Below are 19,173 nucleotides of genomic sequence, written 5' to 3' on the forward strand. Positions count from 1 at the left end.
TATGAAGTTATCGATCAATAACCTGTTAGGTGTGCTGGGGGGAGTTTTTTTAACGACAGCCAGCCCTGCTAACTGGGCCGCTGTGACTGTGACGTTAAACACCGGTGTCCAAACAGTAGTCGTTCCCTTGAGCCCGCCACAGATTTCTGCCGGTGTAGATGTACCGGTGGGGACCGTGCTCTACCAGGCGAGTCTGATTATGAAAGATGGGACTTTTACCATAAAATGGCCAGCGTCGGATGTTGGAAAATACCTTTATTATACTTCCACAGCGTTTGTATCAAATACTCCGCAGCCTTCTGCTAATCTGACAACGGGCCCTTATGCAGGCGGAGTCTATCAAACCGGTATTCCCGGTATCGGCGTGGCAATCTTGAGTGCCTCGGGAACCCCCTTAACAACAACCAAGCGTTATGCAGAGGCGCAGAACCTTCTTGGGTCAGAATTAGGTGGACTACTTATCCAATCAGGTGAGAGCAATATACGAAATATCGCGCTGATTAAAACCGGCCCGCTTACACCCGGAATTTACACTGCCAGTGGTGCCAATTTTCCTACCGTTACGCAGGGTATGGACGTTTCACAAACCAGCCACACTAATGCCGCCGCAACCAGTGGGCTGCCGGTATATAATTGGATTTTCAGTTTTCAAGGGTCAATCACGGTATCAGCGCAAACCTGCACGACGCCGGATGTCGCTGTGACATTGGGAACTTATGCAATCGCTGAGAATTTTAGAGCATTAAATTCAACAACCCCCTGGATCGATGCTTCCATTGCCCTGACTCATTGCCCTAAATTCTACGGTTTTTATAATTCGACTAATGCGCCATTGTTAATGAATTACAATACCGGAGCAGGCACCTCAACGACCTCACTCAATAACACTATTGGTGTGCGATTAACCCCTGCAACGTCCGTTGTGGATTCCGCCAACGGGATTATGGCCATTGATTCGACGGTAGCTGGGGCCGCTTCAGGTGTAGGTATTCAGCTCGGTTGGGGAGAGAGCAGTCAAACGCCGACGCTGTTTAATTTTGCGGCTGAACAAACCGTAACTTTACCTAAGGACGGCACCTCGACGATACGTGTGCCTCTGGCTGCTCGCTATATTCAAACGGCGACAACGCCTACACCGGGCAAAGCGAATGGCAAAGTGACGTTTACCATTAGCTATTATTAACAATAAAAGACGACGCCGAAATAACAAACAGCCCGAGCGTCGTCATCCGTTATAAAAATTAATACTGTTTAGGGGCTTGGCAAACCGTCGGTAAGTGTTTATATCAACGGATTTTACATATAAACCATAAGGACTAATGACATGTCAATGAATATTAAAGTCATTACTGAAAATCACTATTTCTTCATTGGGCTTAAAGCATATCTCCAAAACGATGAAAGAGAAGTGAGCAATATAGACTTCCATGAGTTGAATAGCATCCCAAGAAATAATTTAAAAAGTGACGATGTATACATTTTCTATACATCAAATTATATTAATGAAATATTGCTATTAATTTCAAGCAACCCACTTCCTGGTCGACTGATTGTCATTCCGGTAAATAATAGATCAAACTTCAACATTGCTTTTGAAAAAAATATTTTACTGGATCCCTATGCGAACATTGAAAATATTCTAGATAAGATAACTGAAGATTTTGAGCATGAGAAACCTTCGATAGATTTGCAAAAAGGGAAGTTAACCAAAAGAGAAAAAACCATACTCACTCATACGATTAATGGTATGAATGCCACTTCTATTAGCCAGTTTTTATGTATCTCGATAAAAACAGTCTATACACACCGGCGGAATGCTTTTATTAAGCTTGGGGGGCGAAATATGTTCGAAATATGGCCAGTGAGAAAAGAGGTGCTCAGGATGGCGATTTATTGATATTTACCATCTTGAGTTCCATTTTCGGATCGTTAGCAACGATATGGGCCATCGCCGTGTGGGCCGGTGGCACCAAGCATCCTACTGATAACTGGCTTATTGGTTTTGCTTTTCCGCCGCTATTGCTGGCTGTTCCACCTCCAGCAATTCATAAATCGTGTTACCCACCTTTTGAATCGCATGCTCAATCTCGCGGGTCATGGGCTTGCTGTAACTGAGCCGTAGGCAATTGCGGTATTTTCCTGCCGCAGAGCTGATAAATCCGACGGCAATCTGTATACCTTGTGGCAACAAGCAGCGGTTCAGGCGCAGGCTATCGAATCCATAAGGCAGCTCCACCCATAACATAAAGCTCCCTTGCGGTCTGCTCAGGCAGGTATTCGGCGGGAAATACTTCATGATCCAACCCGTCATAATGTCGCGATTACGTTGATACTGGCGGCGCATGCGGCGTAAATGCTGGAGGTAATGTCCTTGCTTAATAAATTCAGCCATAGCCAATTGCGGTAAGGTAGGGACCCGCCCGGCGGAAATGTACTTCATATGTAACGCTTTCTCTAAGTAACGCCCTGGAGAAATCCAGCCAACCCGCAGACCGGGCGCAACGGTTTTAGAGAAGGAGCTACATAGCAATACGCGGCCATCCTCATCGAAGGAGGCAATGGTCGGCGGGCGTGGGTATTGATAAGCTAGCGCGCCATACACATCGTCTTCAATAATCGCCACGTCATAGCGCTGCGCCAGCGTCAACAGCGCTTTCTTGCGCTCATTCGGCATGTTGTAACCCAACGGATTATTACAGGTTGGCGTCAGCTGGATGGCTTTAATCGGCCACTGATCCAGCGCCATTTCCAACGCCTCCAGGCTGATCCCCACCACCGGATCGGTGGGGATTTCAATCACCTTCATCCCCATCCCTTTCAGCGTTTGCATCGCGCCATGAAAGCTGGGGGAATCCACCGCCACAATATCGCCAGGTTGGCAAACGGCCCCTAAGGCAATAGCCAGTGCACCATGGCAGCCAGAGGTAATGATGATATTGTCTGCCGATTGATGATTGCCACTGTCCAGCATCAGGCGGGCAATCTGCTCACGTAGCACCGTGGTGCCGTAAATACTGTCGTAATCCAGCACTTCCTCGCTTTGATGCAGGCTGATACGGGCCAGCAAACGGCTGAGTATTTTCAGGCCTGGGCCAGACAGGTCCGGCGTGCCGACGCCCAGATGTAGCACATTGTCTTGCGCGCTGGCCTTCAAAAACTCCAGCGTATTTTCCCACTGAGATATCTCGACCGGCCTTTGTGCATGGCTGCATAGCGCGGGTAACGCTGGAAGATTTGAGCTACAGCGCACGAAGTATCCCGATTTCGGCCGCGCTTCGATCAGCAGGCACTCTTCAAGCTGCCGATAGGCCTGCTGTACGGTGCTGATACTGACCCCGTGCTCGTCACTCAACACCCGAACGGAAGGCAGCCGCTCTCCGGGCACATACAACCCTTCTTTGATGCGCTGGCTAAGGATATCGGCTAATTGTTGGTAGCGAGTCATAGATAACACCTGATAAAGAGAGGGGACCAGTACAGATGGCGCTGATTTTTACCATTCAGACTGTTTAGCACATATCTGTATGGAAATAATAGCCGGGCTTTGCATCTGTAATGTTTTTCACCCAAGCATCATGCTAAAGGCTCATCGACTGACGGGGAGCTGATTATGAGTAATGTTATTGAAAATCAAATTGATGGTGGCTGCTTGTCAGCTGAGGGAACAAAAAACAAACGCCGTCATATTTTTGTCCGTTTATGGTTAAAAGCATACAGATGGGCAAATCGATGGAATGAGCGGCGCAAAGCTGCCAATACGCTAGCAAGGCTGAATAGCGATCAGCTAAAGGATATCGGTCTACGCCGGGATGATATCAAGCGAGACTACAGCCGTCCGTTCTGGCGCTGAGTCAGGGTAAGGTGAGTAGAACATAAGAGGGGGCCATAGAAACCTCATCTCGATGGCATGACGCGCCCATTGAACGGTGACTCACAAAAAAATGGTGGCAAAGACTACCGCCACCAAAAGTCAAAGACATTGGAAAAGGGAAAGCTTGATAACGTGATAATGGCTGAGTTTGTAAGGGGCGTAACATGCTACGCCCCTTGTGTCATTGCAGGTTCGTTAAGGGTAAAGCTTATATTTCTCCCGCAGTTGCATATAGCTATCCACTTCGGGTTGCCACTGGGCCTCGATGAACTGGACCGTTTCATCAACAGACAGTTTTCTTTCGCTTGCGTCATTGAGCAGCGTCACCAGTTTGCTGGTGCCGGTGAGCTTGGCCAGCCACTGAGGGCGTATCAAGAAGAACTCCTCCTGATAATCCAGGTACTGCGCTTCTTTTGCCGCAGGGATCACCATCTCATAGCCCGCAGTCTTGAATTTGAACCACCAGTCGACCAGGTAACGTATCGTTGGTTTAACCTGGCTGATATCTGTAGCGGTCAAAATCTCCCCGCACACTTCCTTGCCTGCCTGTGGCCAGCCGGTTTTCTGCTGGTTGATATCCACCTGATAGCAGGTATTGACGTAAAACTGACGCGTAGGAAAACCCAGTTGTTCAAACGGATGGTCTGAACCTCTGCCCATATTGACGCTGGTGGCTTCAAACAGCCCCAAAGAAGGGTAGAGTTGGATAGCCAGATCGCTGCGCAGGTTCGGCGATGGCCGTACTGGCAGTGAATATGGGGTGTCATGCCGGTAGTTAGCCATGCTGATAACCATCAGGTCTTCAGCGGGGAACTGATACTCTTTGATGCCAAAGGCCTGCCAGTTGGTATCATTGAAATTCGTCAGCCAACCCTCGCCGGTGATCATGCGGGCAAACTCCCCCGAGGTGAGCCCGTGCACCATTGGTATTGGATGCATACCAATCCCCGAGATATTTGCCTCCTCAAGAATAGGGCCATACACATGGCTGCCTAGCGGGTTGGGCCGGTCGAATACCATCATTTTCTTATGATATTTTTGCAGGCTTTCCAGCATGTGGTGCAGGGAAATGGTGTAGGTAAAGAAACGCACGCCCACATCCTGCAGATCGTAGATAACGATATCGACATTGGCTAACTGTGCCTCGGTGGGATGGGCGCGAGACCGCCCATCCTCATCCCGGCCATACAAAGACACGATAGGCAGGCCGCTGTGCTTATCGATATGGTTATCGTCGCCCAGCCCGGCATCGGCATTACCACGGATACCGTGTTCTACCGAGAACAGGGTGGTCACGGTAAATTGATATTTCTCCTGCTCGGCGAGCAATTTATCGATGGTGTGCCGGCCCTGTTTATTGATTGAGCTTTGGTTCACCATCAGGCCGACGCGTTTATTTTTAAGCAGTGGCCCATAGATTTGTTCCCGATCGACGCCTAGCACTATGCCTGGTACAGCGCTGGCATAGCCAGCGCTGATAGCCAACGACGAGCACAGGAATAATACCGTCAGTAGCAGGTGTCTCATTCCTTGTTTCCCTCCATTAATAGGGTCAAATACCCGTCAGAAGTTATGCCGCAGTTCCAGCGCCCAGAACCAGAAGTTGTTGCTGGTTTTATCACCATTCATCCAGGTTTGTTCCGGGCGGTAGTAACTGTCGACAAACAGCGACGTCTGCTTGGTAAACGGATAGATTGCCTGGAAGCCGTAGCGGCTTCGGTCTTTCTCTTTATAAACCGTTTCCTGGTTTCTGGAGTCGCGGAAGCTTTGTGTCCCTTTGGTCAGCGCCTGGCGGGTATAAGGCATTAACATCACGCCACTATCGAACTTGTAACGGTAAATCGCCCACAAGAAATGCTCCTTGTTATACAGCGTATTGACCAGTTGCTCATCGATATACAGATAGTTCAGCCAGAGGGAGTTTTTCTGGTTAAACGTCAGGTTCGCCCCCGCGAAGTGCTCATTGATCTGGCTCCAATCGCGTTTATAAACCCCATAATCTCCTTTTGCCCGCGCATAATCCAACTTGCGGTCAATCAGGCGGAAGGAGAGGCTGGCATTAAAGCTCAGGCTATCAGAGTACTTGTAATAGGCTTGTGGACGGATCCAGATCTCGTGCCGCTCCTCGCCCTTGCGGATATCCCCTTTGTATTCCGGTGCTGCCAGAGCTGGGTTGCTGATAGACGGATAATGCCAGTTGTCGTTACGATAACCGAGGCGCAATTTGGTGTTGCCATTTTTCCCCGCCAGAGTGAATGGAAACGTTCTGGTGACGCCTGCTTGCCAACGTGTGCGGTCATATTCTGGCGTATTATCCAGATAGGTTTTCAAAAACTGAACGTCATACAGCCATAATGAATCATTCTGGTAAATAAAGGCACCGACATAAGGCGAGGTCGCTACACTCCCGCGAATATATTTCCAGCGATCGTCACTGTCTATCTCCTGCTCGGTACCAATATAGGTATCGAAGCGCCAGGTTTGCTGTTTAAGCTTATCCTGTGCTGCTTTCTTTTCTTTTTCGATTTGCTGAATACGTTTATTGAGTTTGATGATCTCCTGATCATAATCCGACTCAGACTCATCAGCCAATACCGGTTGTGCCATGAGAACAGCACTGAAAATCACTAGCCCTGTTAAGATCTTCATGTTTTACCTTCAGAGATATTATAATGCTGTTAATCCGTAACCGCGTGGGTAGAGCACGTTATTATTATCTGGTGTTTTAATATCAACCGGTAATTTACCGTGAGGCGTTGCGAGGCTCTCCCCTGTTGGCCCCTTGAATAGCGTTCTTAAACCACTGCGGATGTTGGTTTCCAGGCTGTTACGGACGTTATTGGTCACATCAAAACCGGTAATACCATAAATCGCAATATTGGCTTTTACGCCCGATAAATAAGCGATGTCATAGGGATTACGCGTTGCAATCACCACCAGAGGGATATTTTGCTTATTGGCGACGTCGATGATGCGTTGGGCGTTGGCCGGGTTGAGCTTCAGGTTGTAGGTGGCCAGGATAACCAACTGTTGATCTTGCAGTTGCTGCTCAATTTCTTCCGTTGTTAATGTGTCCTGATCCAGTTTAACCACCTGATCTTTGACGTTTAAGCCCACTTTCAACTCATTGGCAATCTGAGCTAAATGCTTGTTGATTAACTCATTGCGCGGGCCTTCGTCCGAAAAGACCATGATGTTGTTTTGTGCTTTAAGCGCATAAGGCAGCACCCGGTCGTTTTTGATCAGCGTAATGGCCTGCTCCGAAATGGCGTTTTCCAGATCCTTGTGCGCCTTGGAGGCGACAATGGTTTCAGCCGTGGCAGCATCATGAGGCGCAGGGGAGATGCGTTTGCTGAGCTTGGTATAAATCACCCGCTGCGCAGAATCTTCAATGCGTCGCTTCAGCACCGGATCTTTTTCCGCTTCGGCCTGCAAATAAGCATACAGTTCGCCGAGTTGTTCAATACTGGCGCTGTCTTTAATCCCTATAGGCATCAAGACAATATCATTACCGGCTAAAATAGCCTGCTTGATGGACCAATGACGGTCAAAATTGCCGGTAATGGCCCCCATGTCCATGGCATCCGTCAGGATCAGCCCATCAAACTTGAGTTGATTACGCAGGGTATCGGTCAAGATTGCTTTGGATAAGGTGGCCGGGGTACCGATTTTCTCTCCCTTGATGTTGGTCAGGAGGGTGCTATCAAGCGCTGGCACCACCACATGGGCGGTCATGATGGCATCGGTATCGGGCATCACGTCGACAAAGGGTTTCAGTTCGGTCTGTTGCCATGAAGCCTTATCCGTGTTGACGCTGGGGAGGGCAAAATGGGTATCCGAGGCGACGTTGCCGTGCCCAGGGAAGTGCTTCAGAGAGGTGAGCACCGGATATTGGTGAATACCTTCGATATAGCTGCGAGCTAATTGCCCAACCAGAATCGGATCGTCGGAATAAGAGCGAACGCCGATGACTGGATTATTCTGGTTGTTATTCACATCCACTACCGGCCCAAAGTTAAAGTTAAACCCAAGGCTGGTTAACTCATAACCATGAATATTCCCAGCCTGTTTGGCTAAATCGGCCACACCGGTAGCCCCCAAGGCCATATTGCCCGGCATCTCGGTGCCCACACGTAGACGAGTAACATATCCGCCTTCCTGATCGGTACTGATAAACAGCGGTAAATTAGTCCGTGCATGCTGGAAATTATTAATCAACTCAACCGTTTGTGGGGTGTTAATCAGGTTTTCACGGAACAGGATCACTGAGCCCAAATGATAGTCAGTCATCATTTTACTGACGTGGGTATTCATCTCAATAAAAGGCGTTTTACTTTCGCTACTGTTTTCATCCCAGGAACGAATGTCAACCATCAACATTTGCCCGAGTTTTTCTGCAAAACTCATGTCGGTACTGAGCTTTTCAGCCGCGTCTTTGGGGGAAAGCCACATTTCTTTTAGTTGGGCTTCTGGAATAGCGGCCGCGTAGCTTCCGGCACTAAATAAAAAGATGGCCGGTATTATTTTTTTCATGGGATGACTCCGAGGTATCAATTTCCGGCGATTGTACATTCCAAATCAGGTAATAAAGTGATAATTATCACAGTTGATCGATTCGTGTTTGTGATGCGTAAAGGAATAATGCCGGTTTTTTATACCGGCATTGTATCGACCAGCTTGATTGGTAAAGGGGGCGAGCAAAGAATAACCCTTTAAGGGCAAGAATATCTTGCGGTAATTATTTTAACCCTGTCATAAAAAGTTAAGATAATTCTTGTCATTGTTTTAATGGTATTCGGTTTTTTCTGCTGGTCAGTCGTCCAGATTATTAATGGTCATGCTCGCATTCAGCACCAGAGGTTTGGCTATCTCTTTGCGTCGTTGCATTAACGCCAGGAAAATCAAATCCGTCAGGGTATTCTGTGCGGTTCTGGACGAAATCGAAGAACTCCGCCACTCGTTTTCATCAGAGACACTTTCCAATACATAATCGGCTATTTTGGCTAAAGGATTGTCCTTGCTGCCGGTTATGGCGACCACCGTCGCTCCCTGTGCTTTTGCCATCGAGGCGGCGATATGCATATCTTTCCTGCGGCCACTGAAAGAAATAACGATTTGAACGTCTTTGGGGGTTAGCGCCTGTGCGGTGGCGATCTGGACGTGAAGGTCGGCTTCCACCAGGCTCAGGATACCGATCTTTTGTAATTTGTAGCTCAAATCTTTGGCGGTGAGGCCCGAGCCCCAAATACCCACGATCTGCACGCGTTGAGCGTTATCGATGATATCAACCACCCGTTGGAAAATGGGGAAATCGATCCTTTTTGTCGTCTCTACGATGGCGGTATTTTTCTCATGAGCCAGTTTTTGTGCCACCACCATCAAAGAATCTTCCGACGAGATGGCGTTATGCAAGGCCTTATGCGGAGAGGACTTGAACAGGTTATTTCTGCCCAGCTCCTCACTGATGGCAATTTTCAGTGCGGGGAAGCCTTTCATGCCGATTTTCTGGCTAAACTTGACGATGGCTGACTGGCTGACACCAGCATCTTCAGCAAACTGGGATGAAGACATGCTCAGGACGGCTTCCGGGTTATCAAGGATATATTTAGCGATTTTTTGCTGGTTTTCGGCCAGGCTTGGCAGCAACCAGGTGATTTCGTTCAGGACTGACATCAACAATATCTCCACTGTGTGTAATAGATTATTCCAGTTCGGGGTCTTTTCATTCCTTTGACTTATTCATTTGAAATTGTTGAAAATTAAAATTTAAATGGCGGTTTTTTTTGCGCTTTATTCCTGCTTTACCTCGCGCCTGGAATCGACTTACCGTGACGATTATCACATTTGCCGAATAAATAATTCCTTAACATTGTCGAAAATCTTAACCCATTGGAAGCCCCTATGAAGATAAATTTAAGCCAGATGGTGACGGAAAGCCGCAACCCGGCCAGTTCGCAAATTGATACGTTGCCCACTCTGGATATGCTCGCCGTGATCAACAGCGAAGACCAAAAAGTGCCGCTGGCGGTAGCTGCTACCTTGCCAGCAATCGCCAGGGTAGTGGATCTGGTGGTAGACGCTTTTGCCTGCGGTGGCCGATTGATTTATTGCGGTGCGGGGACTTCTGGCCGGTTGGGGATCCTGGATGCCAGTGAGTGCCCACCAACATACGGTACACCGCGTGAGCAGGTGGTTGGGCTGATCGCTGGGGGCCATACCGCGATTTTACAGGCGGTAGAAAATGCCGAAGATAATCCGCAAATGGGCGAACAGGATCTGCGTAATCTCGGTTTCAATGCACGTGATGTGCTGGTTGGTATCGCAGCGAGTGGCCGCACCCCTTATGTACTGGGGGCTATGGCGTATGCTCGTAGCGTTGGGGCGACTGCCGTGGCCATCTCATGCAATCCAAATAGCGCAATGAGCCAGGCGGCGGATATCGCCATTGAACCGGTGGTGGGCCCAGAAGTGGTGACGGGGTCGTCGCGCATGAAAGCGGGAACGGCGCAGAAGTTAATTCTGAATATGATCACCACCGGTACGATGATCCGCAGCGGCAAGGTTTACAGCAACCTGATGGTCGATGTGGAGGCCACCAACGCCAAGCTTATACAGCGCCAGGTTAATATCGTGGTCGAAGCCACGGAGTGCAGCCCGGAAGAGGCGGAAGAGGCACTTAATCAATGTCAGCGCCACTGCAAAACCGCGATTGTCATGATCCTCGGCGGCTTGTCTGCACCTGAGGCCAGCGCGGTTTTGAGTAAAAACAAAGGATTTATCCGTCAAGCACTGCAAGGGATACAGGCATAACCATGGCGAAAATCACCGTTCCTATGATAGAGCAAATTTTACTCCTGGTGGGTGGCAGTAAAAATATCATTATCTGCGGTAACTGCATGACCAGGCTGCGTCTGACGTTAAAAGATCGTCAGCAAATACGAGTCGATGAGTTGAAGAAGATCCCTGGCGTAATGGGGGTAGTTAACGGCGACGATCAACTGCAGGTTATCCTTGGTCCTGGCAAAGCGCAAACTGCCAGCGAGATGATGAATGCGTTGTTAACGGCGCAGCCGCAGCAGGAACGGGGAAATGCCGAGCAAGCTGACTTGCAGACCTTGGCAAGTGAAAACAAGCAGCAGATGAAAGCCAAGCAAAATAGTGCGGTGCATAATTTTCTGACTAAGTTTGCCACGATTTTTACGCCGTTGATCCCAGGTTTTATTGCCGCAGGGTTGTTGTTGGGGATCGCTACCCTGATGCAGCAAACGCTGATCGTGGAGGGCGTGGCGCCGGCCGCATGGCTCAAAGGTCTGATCGCTTACATGAAAGTGTTCAGCATCGGTTTGTTTACCTTCCTCAGTATCCTGATTGGCTTTAACACTCAGAAGGCCTTTGGTGGCACCGGGGTTAACGGTGCGATCATCGCTTCGCTGTTTGTTTTACGCTATGTACCAGAAGGGACTACCGGCTACTACGCAGGGATGAGCGACTTTTTTGGGCTGGCGATCGACCCACGCGGTAACATCATTGGGGTTCTACTGGCCTGTATCTTGGGCGCATGGATCGAAAGGCAGGTACGTCGGGTGATCCCCGATAATCTGGATATGATCCTGACCTCGTCAATTACCCTGCTGATCACTGGCGCTATTACCTTTGTGGTGATCATGCCGGTTGGCGGTGAGTTGTTTAAGGGCATGTCATGGCTGTTTATGCACCTGAACGGCAACCCGTTCGGCACCGCCATTCTGGCCGGGTTGTTCCTGATTGCCGTCGTATTTGGCATTCATCAGGGCTTTGTGCCGGTTTACTTTGCCTTGATGGATGCGCAGGGCTTTAACTCGCTGTTCCCTATTCTGGCGATGGCCGGTGCAGGGCAGGTGGGGGCGTCGCTGGCACTGTTTGCTCGCTCGCCTAAAGGCTCTCTGCTGCGTACCCAGATTAAGGGGGCCATTTTCCCCGGCCTGCTGGGGATTGGTGAGCCGCTGATTTATGGTGTCACCTTACCGCGCCTGAAGCCATTCGTTACCGCCTGTCTGGGGGGCGCGGTCGGTGGTTTCTTTATCGGTCTGGTTGCTTGGATGGGGTTGCCGGTGGGGCTGAATACGGTGTTTGGTCCTTCGGGTCTGGTGTCGATTCCATTAATGACCTCAGCCAAGGGGATTTTCGCGGGCATGCTGGTGTATGTCGCCGGTATATTGATCTCCTATATTGCCGGATTTATTCTGACCTGGCTGTTTGGCAGCAAGGATGTGGATTTAAGCTGATTTACTGCTTGTGTCGTGTAATGAATGGTCCTGCTTGCGGGGCCATTTTGCGTTTGTTTTTCCCGGTCAGTTAGTGGCTTATTGTTCGGCTAGCTGATACGGTGTGGCCTTTCTGGATAGTAAGGACATGGAATGTTAGAGATTATCGGTGAGGTATTATTCAGGCTTGTTATAGGGGTTATTTCATTTTTCGTTGAATTAGCTTATAACATTGCCCATTTCGTTTTTTCTTTGACTAAAGGCCGCATGTGGGTGCGGATACTAATCTCGGTATCGGCATTTTTTTGCGTGTTGGGTACGGCCTATTGGTGGCTTTTCCATTGATGTGCCTGACTAGCCTCGTTCATACGGTTTTTTATCAGAGTAACGCGTGGTGAATTTTTAAAAGAAGTCCATAGGGAGCGTGTGATGAAGAAGTATGTAACTATTGCAATGGTAGTATTACTCCTGACGGGATGCGATGGAGAAAATAATAGTGAAGCCGGTGATTACCTGATTGAAGATGTTCAAATCAAGTTTGATAATAGTCACGACCAAGACGATAGCAGCGATCGTGATGGGTTTCAAAAACAGATGGTTGCTTCACTGAAGAACTCTCTGGATGACGTCTATTTCAGTGTGACTGCGAAAGAGATAGCTTGGTATATGGATGGCCGTAAAACCAGCAGCAAGGTGCAGGGTGGGCGAGTGGAGTTAAACGATGTCTGGTACAATATCAAGCCCGGACGTAATCATACCATCACGCTAGTATCGGACAAAACCTGGGCTTGCGGTTTTTATTCTTGTGAGATTACCTCAACGTTAAAAAAAGCGGATACTGCGTCACCAAAATTAGTGGAGCTAAAACAGAATTTTGCACAGCAGGTCAAAGCCTGGCAGGTGCAGCTTGATCATGAGCGTGAAGAATTCAAGCAAATCCCGATGGCTGATTTTGCTGGGCTGCTGTTTTCCCCTTCTGGTGGTTTTGACATTAAGTTGCCCTTGAAGGTTGAAGCGTCGCTGAACCGCAGAGAGTCCGGGATCTACCTGCGACGAATGAATCGGCTGGTTATCGATAAGGATGATAAGCATACCCTGATCTATAGCTTCGCCGATCCGTCGCTGGGGATCCAAGGAGACCTGATGGTGGTTAACGGCAAAAGAGAGGACTTCAGCTTGGTGACGTGGTTGTCTGAAGAGCGTGGGGTGGTGTTCCAGTCAGCCAATGGGGCCGTTTATTATAACCAGTCTGGCGCTTTGGAATCGCTTTATGTTCAATACGACGACGTGGCGAAACGCTATTTTATCGGTCTGAGCCATACAAAATCGCTCAACGATGCGGCAACCGCATTTTCTTTTTTACGTACCATGGACTGGCGTTATCGTGGCAACAACCTGATTTCGATGGCCGATATCATCCTGCCACAGGCAGAGTTGGAGAAGAAGTATCAGGCAAAGGTGAGTGAGCTGTTTGACATTGTTGAGATTCATCAGGCTATTCGCCAAGCCGTGGAAAATAATTTGGAAAAACCCTTGCGATTTGTTGATCCTGGGTCATCGATGGGGAGGGTAGCAATAAAATTTAGCTCTCAAGACTTTAAGCGTGATATTGATATTGCGTTGTTTGCCAAGCCTGTAGCCGAACTGATGAGTGAAGCTCAGCGGGAGCACCCAGAAGGTAAACAATTCGGAGATATCTTGGTTTATGGTGATACAGGCGAAGAAGGTTATGACTATTATCGTGATGCGGGTAATGGGCTGACGCTGAAATTTACCGTGCCTAATGAGGTAAGTAACTTGGCAGAGCGGATACTACTAATATCGGTGCTTCGCCAACTTGACACTACTACGCTGTTAAAAATTCCCGCCGAAGAGCGAAAAAATTTATTTAAGTATAGTATCAAGCGGTATGTCCCAGGCGAGCCGACCGATCGGTTTTTTGTGATAAATGAAGGCTTGATTGATAGCAGGGGTAACTTGCTGATCCCAAATCCGACGGACGGTTATTTTGAATTCAGCGAGCATCAGTCCTTTATTGTAGCCAGGAAATGGCAAGATCATGGGGATTTTAGTTACAGCCAAACGCCGGACGGCTTTATCTTTGATGAGCGGGGCAAGCTGCTGCTGCATATGCCAGTCTTCGAAGACCTTATTGATAATCGGCTGATGGTTGCTGGCGAGGGTGACAATCTGGGGCTCTATGATCTCAGCCGTCTCCGCTGGCTGGTGAAGCCCACTTGGGACGAACTGCAATGGCAGGATGGTATCTTTATAGCTAACGATCTCACCCCTGGCAAAGACAAGTATGCCAGAAATGTGGAGCGCCAGTACCTGATCGATGTTGAGGGAAAGGTACTGGCAACGGGTAAGCGTATTGATATCATTAAGGATAGCGATAAGTTGATGGTAGTTGGGGAAAAACAACAGGTCAGCCTGATTAATCGGCAAGGACGAGTGCTGTTTAACCATCCCGGTAGCCAGTTGAGCTATCTTCCTGAAATTGATGGTTATGCCATTATGGTCTCACAACCCGACAGCAACGAGCGGCATTTGGGGATATTCAGCGAGCAGGGAGAGATCATCCTTCCTCCCAAATACGGAGATTATGACGTGCAGGGTGACTATCTGAAGATGTGGGCTCCGGATCTGCGCCATTGCACCTTTTTCGATCTGCGTCAGGTGAAAGATTGGCGGAACCATCAGCCATTGCAGCAGGTTCCTGAGCCGTAATGAGGGTAACTTAAATACGCTTTAAAACTAGCGTCCTAAGGTTTTTGACGTGGCCCCCTCTCTATCGGCAAGGGGGCTTAATGCAATTTAAAATCCCACAAAAACCCTCAAGCCTTACTGCCTTGTCCAACGTGGCCCCAAACCATCTCGCCCTTATGGAACGTGGCGGTCCTTGGGGAAATACGCGCTACCGCCTCGGCGGAGCAGGAAGCATCAACCAGCACGAAGCTGGCATCGTCCTGGGCTTTCGGCCATACGCGTTCGCCCTTATCGTTCAGCGGTAAGACATCACCGGTGGCGATAGCCAGCGAGCGCGATAAGGTTCCCTCATTCGGGCGAATGTAGAGCTGGGCATAGAGATTGGCTTTCTCCAACATGTCACCCAGGCCATACGGCGACCAGTGGTCGATCACGCTGTCGGTGCCGGTCATCAAGAACACGCCTTTCTTGCGCAGTTGGCTGAGTGGCATATGCATAGTGCCAATCGGTACCGTGCTGGCAATAGTGATTTGCTGCGCCGCCATGCGGGTGGCGATTTCATCGACCTGCTGTTCATTCATCATCGCCAACGCAAAGGCGTGGCTAATGGTCAGTTTGCCCTTGAGTTGTGGCGTTTTCTCGACGGTTGCCACCATGTAGTTCACCGCCGCAATGCCTGCCGGGCTGGTTTCGTGCAGGTGGATGTCCACCCCTTTGTTATAATCCAGCGCGATCTGGAACATGCTATCGAGCGACTTTTCCATTGCGCCATCGACGTTGGTCGGGTCCAGGCCACCGACGTAGTGTGCTCCTGCCTGCATTGCCTCACGCATCAGCGGCTCTGATTTTGAATACAGTAGGCCATGCTGTGGGAACGCGACAATTTCGCAGTCAAAGCCAGACTTGCGACGTGCCAGCACTTCTTGCAGATTCTCCAGGTTTTTCAGGCCGGAGGTTGGCTCAACGTTGCAATGGCTGCGAGCGGTAGTGGAACCGTAGGACTGAATCAGATCGATCAGCTTTTCGGCCCGTTCTTGGGTGTAAGGTTGCAGCTCCGGCAGCAGTTTCTGCTCCAGCCGAATCATATCCTTGATGGTGGTGCCTGCCGGGCGATTCAGCGAACGCCATGGGCCACCGTAAAAGGTTTTGTCCAGATGGATGTGCATATCACGCATGGCGGGCAGCATCAGTTTGCCGCCAGCGTCGTAGACCGGCAGCGTACTGTCCGCATGCTGGCGGTTATCGCGCAGGGCAACGATCTTGCCCTGGTTGATTTCCAGCGTTTTCAGTTCGGTGTGGGTACTGACCGGCGTTGCTCCGTCAAATTCGAAACCCGCCTCCAGCAGTACGTTATCCAGATAATAGTGTTTGTCGCTAATTTTCATGCGCTGGTCCGTCTCACAGTTCGCGGTTGCCGGGGTAGCAGCATAACCGACGGAGGAGGTTGCACCCAATAGTGCGCAGGCCGCAGCCACTTTGCCACTATGGCTCAAAAACTCACGGCGGCTTTTGTTCTCATTCATCTGTTCTTCCCTCTCAGAGGTTAACGATATGGGTGCCCGTTTCACCGCGCAGTGCGGCGGGGAGGCAATCCGGCGAGGTGATGACGACGCGTTTGCCGCCATCGCGCAAGAACGCCAGGCTGGCGACGATCTTCGGCAGCATGCTGCCAGCAGGGAAGTGCCCCTCTGCCATATAGCGGGTCATTTCGGCCACGTTCACCTGGCCTAACGCCTGCTGATTCGGTTTGCCGAAGTGAATGCACACTTTCTCTACGCCAGTGGTGATCACCAGCACGTCGGCGCGGATTTCCCTGGCGAGCAGGGCAGTGGAGAGATCTTTATCGATCACCGCATCGACGCTTTGGTAATCCCCTTGTGGATCACGCGCGACAGGGATGCCACCGCCACCCGCGCCGATCACCACAAACCCTTGCTGCGTGAGTGCCTTGATTGCGTCGGCTTCCACGATCCTGATGGGTTCCGGTGAGGCGACCACCCGGCGATAGCCGCGGCCAGAGTCCTCGACAAACCGCCAGCTTGGGTATTGCTGCAATAACGCATCGCGCTGTTGTTCGCTAAAGAAAGCGCCAATCGGCTTGGTTGGGGTGGTGAAGGCGGGATCCTGTTTATCCACTTCAACCTGCGTGATGACGGTTACCGCTTTCTGCCCGCCATGCTGCGCCAGGCGGTTATTGAGTGCCTGCTGAATGAGATAGCCGATACCGCCTTGGGTATCCGCCACGCAGTTGGCCAGCGGGGTCAGCGGTAGCCCTTCATGTTCGTGAGCCACTTCGGCACGGCGCAACTCCAGCCCCACCTGCGGGCCGTTGCCGTGGGTGAGTACGATGTGGTAATCCGATGCCAGCATCTCCAGCACCGAGTCTGCGACCTTTTTCACCGCCTCGGCCTGATGTTCTACGGTCTGACTGGCGTTGTCTTTGATAATGCTGTTGCCACCAATGGCGACGACGACGAGTTCTTTCATCTGGGTTTTCCGATTAAAAAGGCCGTTTAAACAGGGGCGGGAGCTGATGATTGCCCCTCACCCTAACCCTCTCCCACAGGGAGAGGGAACCGATCGAGTTCGTTGATTTTCCCGTGTAATACCTGGCTTTTATTACTCCCTACTTTCCGAAGCTGTACGGACTAGTTGTGATCTCGGGGCAGCTCCCTCTCCCTGTGGGAGAGGGTTGGGGTGAGGGGGCTCTTGTACCGGGGCGGCCACCGTTTCACGGCTATCGAGAAAATGCTTCAGTACAAACATGGCCGACATCATCAGGTAAGCCAGTGTGAACAGCAATGAGCTTCCCTCGGCAAAGCCCACGGCTGGCGCATGGATCACGCCGAACAGCGCCAGCAGCGCACCGGTTGCCGCCGCTACCGCACCACGCAGCGGTTTGTTGATGATGGCGAAAATCGCGACACATCCCCAAAGCATACTGGCCAGCGGCGCACCGCTACCCAAATGCACCAGCCCCTGGTAATACACGCCTTTGCTATGCAGCAACTCTGCACCCAGCTTGGCTCCCGAGGTGCCCGCCGCCCCCAGCACGCTGTTAACCACGGTTAAACCCCAGTTGGCGATCCACGGGAACAGACAGATGAAGATCACCGGGACTTCGATTTTCGGCGTTTCCCTCACCACCTGGTTGGCGGTAACCACGCCGATAAACACCAGGATAGGCACGATCGCCGTCATCGGGATCACCGCCAACATAAAGGCACCCAGCCCGAACAGCGGTACCAGGAACATCGTCAAGCCAGAAGCCAAGGTGTAACCAATGCTGGCCCCCATGGCTTTCCAACCGGCGTGGCCGACATACACGGTCACCGGGAACGGGTTGCCCAGCAGGCAGCCGAACATGGAGGAAAGCCCGTTAGCCATCATTACCTTACGGGTGTTGTATTCATCACCGGCAGCATGGGCACTCTCAATGTTTTCCAGGTCAAAGATGTAGTTCGCCAGCCCCAGCGGGACGGCGGAGGCCAGATACGGCAGCGCATGTGGCAGACCCTGCATAAAACTGTCAACATGGAATCCCGGCGGGTTAAAGCCAAAGGAAGACATCGAGGCTTTAATCGCATCTGGGCTTTGCAGGCCGGAGATCCACGCCAGCGCGGTACCGGCGATCAGCAGCAGCAAACCGGTCGGAATGCGGGCGAATATGGGCTTTTTGCCAAACCAGTTGATAAAGATCAGCAGCAGCACGATGAACGAAACGGTTGGCGCTTCGAACGCTTGCAGCATCGGGTTCATCGCCAGCAGCAACAGCCCCAAGCCGGAAAGGCAGGAGAGCAGCACGGTGCGCGGGATCATCTTGCGGATGGTTTCGCCGAGGAAAGAGCCGCCCACCAGGATCAGCGCTTCAACAAAGCACCACACCAGGCCGATCGAAATGGCAAAGTCCGCATCGCCGGTGGACTGATATACCGGCATCAGCACCAGGAAGGTCACGGTAAAAATAGACGGTGCGCTCGGGCCAGACGGCAGCGCGGTCACATCGCTCCGCCCGGTCTGGCGAGCCATTTGCAGCCCAAACCAGGTGTAACAGATACTGGCCATCATCACGGCCAGACCAAAGGCCGGGGCTATGCGCCCGTAGACGATCTCTTTTGGGATACCCACTACGAAGATGAGCAGCCCCATCATGGTGAGCAGGTTGGTCAGGTTATTGGTCATCAGCCCGAAGTAGGCTGCCCAGTCACCGCGTTTCCATTCTAATTTCATTTTGTTCATGGAAAATCCTTCACAGGTCGTTTAACAACTCTCGACGATCCACGGGATCGCCATTGGTCCTGCAGGTGAACAACTCTCTGGTGTCAGGTGGGGCTAACGCTGGGTTAGCCC

At 50.7% G+C, this 19,173-nt stretch carries 15 protein-coding genes; 7 read left to right on the forward strand and 8 right to left on the reverse strand.

Annotated features, from left to right (window positions below; translation table 11 throughout):
• Position 1: 1 nt before the first annotated feature.
• Both KGP17_RS06820 and KGP17_RS06825 read left to right on the forward strand, forming a co-directional pair.
• Positions 2-1,183 carry a fimbrial protein gene (locus tag KGP17_RS06820; RefSeq protein ID WP_021805392.1) on the forward strand — a complete coding sequence of 394 codons (1,182 nt, stop codon included), beginning with the start codon at positions 2-4 and terminating at the stop codon, positions 1,181-1,183.
• A gap of 141 nt (positions 1,184-1,324) precedes the next feature.
• Positions 1,325-1,897, forward strand: a complete 573-nt coding sequence (locus tag KGP17_RS06825; RefSeq protein ID WP_094981152.1) for a helix-turn-helix transcriptional regulator — start codon at positions 1,325-1,327, stop codon at positions 1,895-1,897.
• Positions 1,898-1,993: 96 nt separating this feature from the next.
• Here KGP17_RS06825 and KGP17_RS06830 read toward each other — a convergent pair whose 3' ends face one another.
• The gene (locus KGP17_RS06830) at positions 1,994-3,445 is read right to left on the reverse strand and encodes a PLP-dependent aminotransferase family protein (protein ID WP_021805391.1); all 1,452 of its coding nucleotides are present in this window, start codon (positions 3,443-3,445) and stop codon (positions 1,994-1,996) included.
• Between the two features lie 165 nt (positions 3,446-3,610).
• Between KGP17_RS06830 and KGP17_RS06835 the strand changes: the two genes are divergently transcribed.
• A complete protein-coding gene (locus KGP17_RS06835) occupies positions 3,611-3,850 on the forward strand; it encodes a DUF1127 domain-containing protein (RefSeq protein ID WP_115158721.1) in 240 nt (79 codons plus the stop codon).
• A gap of 216 nt (positions 3,851-4,066) precedes the next feature.
• Here the strand turns inward: KGP17_RS06835 and KGP17_RS06840 are convergent, their stop codons facing one another.
• The 4 genes from KGP17_RS06840 to KGP17_RS06855 all read right to left on the reverse strand — a co-directional run bounded on the left by KGP17_RS06840 (position 4,067) and on the right by KGP17_RS06855 (position 9,544).
• A complete protein-coding gene (locus tag KGP17_RS06840) occupies positions 4,067-5,398 on the reverse strand; it encodes an exo-beta-N-acetylmuramidase NamZ domain-containing protein (protein ID WP_223499074.1) in 1,332 nt (443 codons plus the stop codon).
• A gap of 36 nt (positions 5,399-5,434) precedes the next feature.
• Positions 5,435-6,520, reverse strand: coding sequence for a hypothetical protein (locus tag KGP17_RS06845; protein WP_223499075.1), 1,086 nt, complete (start codon positions 6,518-6,520; stop codon positions 5,435-5,437).
• Between the two features lie 18 nt (positions 6,521-6,538).
• The gene (locus tag KGP17_RS06850; protein ID WP_071682319.1) at positions 6,539-8,404 is read right to left on the reverse strand and encodes a glycoside hydrolase family 3 protein; all 1,866 of its coding nucleotides are present in this window, start codon (positions 8,402-8,404) and stop codon (positions 6,539-6,541) included.
• A 279-nt stretch (positions 8,405-8,683) separates the two neighbouring features.
• On the reverse strand, positions 8,684-9,544 hold the full coding sequence (locus tag KGP17_RS06855; protein ID WP_059200098.1) for an SIS domain-containing protein: 861 nt from the start codon (positions 9,542-9,544) through the stop codon (positions 8,684-8,686).
• A 228-nt stretch (positions 9,545-9,772) separates the two neighbouring features.
• Here KGP17_RS06855 and murQ point away from each other — a divergent pair, with 228 nt between their 5' ends.
• The 4 genes from murQ to KGP17_RS06875 all read left to right on the forward strand — a co-directional run bounded on the left by murQ (position 9,773) and on the right by KGP17_RS06875 (position 14,844).
• Positions 9,773-10,681 (forward strand): N-acetylmuramic acid 6-phosphate etherase, encoded by a 909-nt coding sequence (murQ, locus tag KGP17_RS06860; RefSeq protein ID WP_223499076.1) that lies wholly within the window; start codon positions 9,773-9,775, stop codon positions 10,679-10,681.
• A 2-nt stretch (positions 10,682-10,683) separates the two neighbouring features.
• Positions 10,684-12,135, forward strand: a complete 1,452-nt coding sequence (gene murP / locus KGP17_RS06865) for a PTS N-acetylmuramic acid transporter subunit IIBC (RefSeq protein WP_209523161.1) — start codon at positions 10,684-10,686, stop codon at positions 12,133-12,135.
• A gap of 132 nt (positions 12,136-12,267) precedes the next feature.
• The gene (locus KGP17_RS06870; protein WP_223499077.1) at positions 12,268-12,459 is read left to right on the forward strand and encodes a hypothetical protein; all 192 of its coding nucleotides are present in this window, start codon (positions 12,268-12,270) and stop codon (positions 12,457-12,459) included.
• Positions 12,460-12,543: 84 nt separating this feature from the next.
• A complete protein-coding gene (locus tag KGP17_RS06875) occupies positions 12,544-14,844 on the forward strand; it encodes a hypothetical protein (RefSeq protein ID WP_223499078.1) in 2,301 nt (766 codons plus the stop codon).
• Positions 14,845-14,951: 107 nt separating this feature from the next.
• On the opposite strand, the gene KGP17_RS06880 is transcribed toward KGP17_RS06875, so the two are convergent.
• From KGP17_RS06880 to KGP17_RS06890, 3 genes are all read right to left on the reverse strand, one after another.
• Complete coding sequence (locus tag KGP17_RS06880; protein ID WP_115158726.1) at positions 14,952-16,346, reverse strand: amidohydrolase family protein; 1,395 nt, start codon at positions 16,344-16,346, stop codon at positions 14,952-14,954.
• A 13-nt stretch (positions 16,347-16,359) separates the two neighbouring features.
• Positions 16,360-17,310, reverse strand: coding sequence for a carbamate kinase family protein (locus KGP17_RS06885; protein ID WP_223499079.1), 951 nt, complete (start codon positions 17,308-17,310; stop codon positions 16,360-16,362).
• A gap of 132 nt (positions 17,311-17,442) precedes the next feature.
• Positions 17,443-19,062 (reverse strand): xanthine permease, encoded by a 1,620-nt coding sequence (locus KGP17_RS06890; protein ID WP_223499080.1) that lies wholly within the window; start codon positions 19,060-19,062, stop codon positions 17,443-17,445.
• Positions 19,063-19,173: the final 111 nt, after the last annotated feature.

The sequence above is a fragment of the Serratia sp. JSRIV001 genome, assembly GCF_019968745.1.
In the GTDB taxonomy this organism is placed as follows: domain Bacteria; phylum Pseudomonadota; class Gammaproteobacteria; order Enterobacterales; family Enterobacteriaceae; genus Chania; species Chania fonticola_B.

Coding starts and splice junctions, on each gene's coding strand:
- KGP17_RS06830 (WP_021805391.1), bottom strand. CDS start 3,445: ATGACTCGCTACCAACAATTAGCCGATATCCTTAGCCAGCGCATCAAA.
- KGP17_RS06870 (WP_223499077.1), top strand. CDS start 12,268: ATGTTAGAGATTATCGGTGAGGTATTATTCAGGCTTGTTATAGGGGTT.
- KGP17_RS06825 (WP_094981152.1), top strand. CDS start 1,325: ATGTCAATGAATATTAAAGTCATTACTGAAAATCACTATTTCTTCATT.
- KGP17_RS06875 (WP_223499078.1), top strand. CDS start 12,544: ATGAAGAAGTATGTAACTATTGCAATGGTAGTATTACTCCTGACGGGA.
- KGP17_RS06885 (WP_223499079.1), bottom strand. CDS start 17,310: ATGAAAGAACTCGTCGTCGTCGCCATTGGTGGCAACAGCATTATCAAA.
- KGP17_RS06855 (WP_059200098.1), bottom strand. CDS start 9,544: ATGTCAGTCCTGAACGAAATCACCTGGTTGCTGCCAAGCCTGGCCGAA.
- murP (WP_209523161.1), top strand. CDS start 10,684: ATGGCGAAAATCACCGTTCCTATGATAGAGCAAATTTTACTCCTGGTG.
- KGP17_RS06850 (WP_071682319.1), bottom strand. CDS start 8,404: ATGAAAAAAATAATACCGGCCATCTTTTTATTTAGTGCCGGAAGCTAC.
- KGP17_RS06890 (WP_223499080.1), bottom strand. CDS start 19,062: ATGAACAAAATGAAATTAGAATGGAAACGCGGTGACTGGGCAGCCTAC.
- KGP17_RS06880 (WP_115158726.1), bottom strand. CDS start 16,346: ATGAATGAGAACAAAAGCCGCCGTGAGTTTTTGAGCCATAGTGGCAAA.
- KGP17_RS06835 (WP_115158721.1), top strand. CDS start 3,611: ATGAGTAATGTTATTGAAAATCAAATTGATGGTGGCTGCTTGTCAGCT.
- KGP17_RS06845 (WP_223499075.1), bottom strand. CDS start 6,520: ATGAAGATCTTAACAGGGCTAGTGATTTTCAGTGCTGTTCTCATGGCA.
- murQ (WP_223499076.1), top strand. CDS start 9,773: ATGAAGATAAATTTAAGCCAGATGGTGACGGAAAGCCGCAACCCGGCC.
- KGP17_RS06840 (WP_223499074.1), bottom strand. CDS start 5,398: ATGAGACACCTGCTACTGACGGTATTATTCCTGTGCTCGTCGTTGGCT.
- KGP17_RS06820 (WP_021805392.1), top strand. CDS start 2: ATGAAGTTATCGATCAATAACCTGTTAGGTGTGCTGGGGGGAGTTTTT.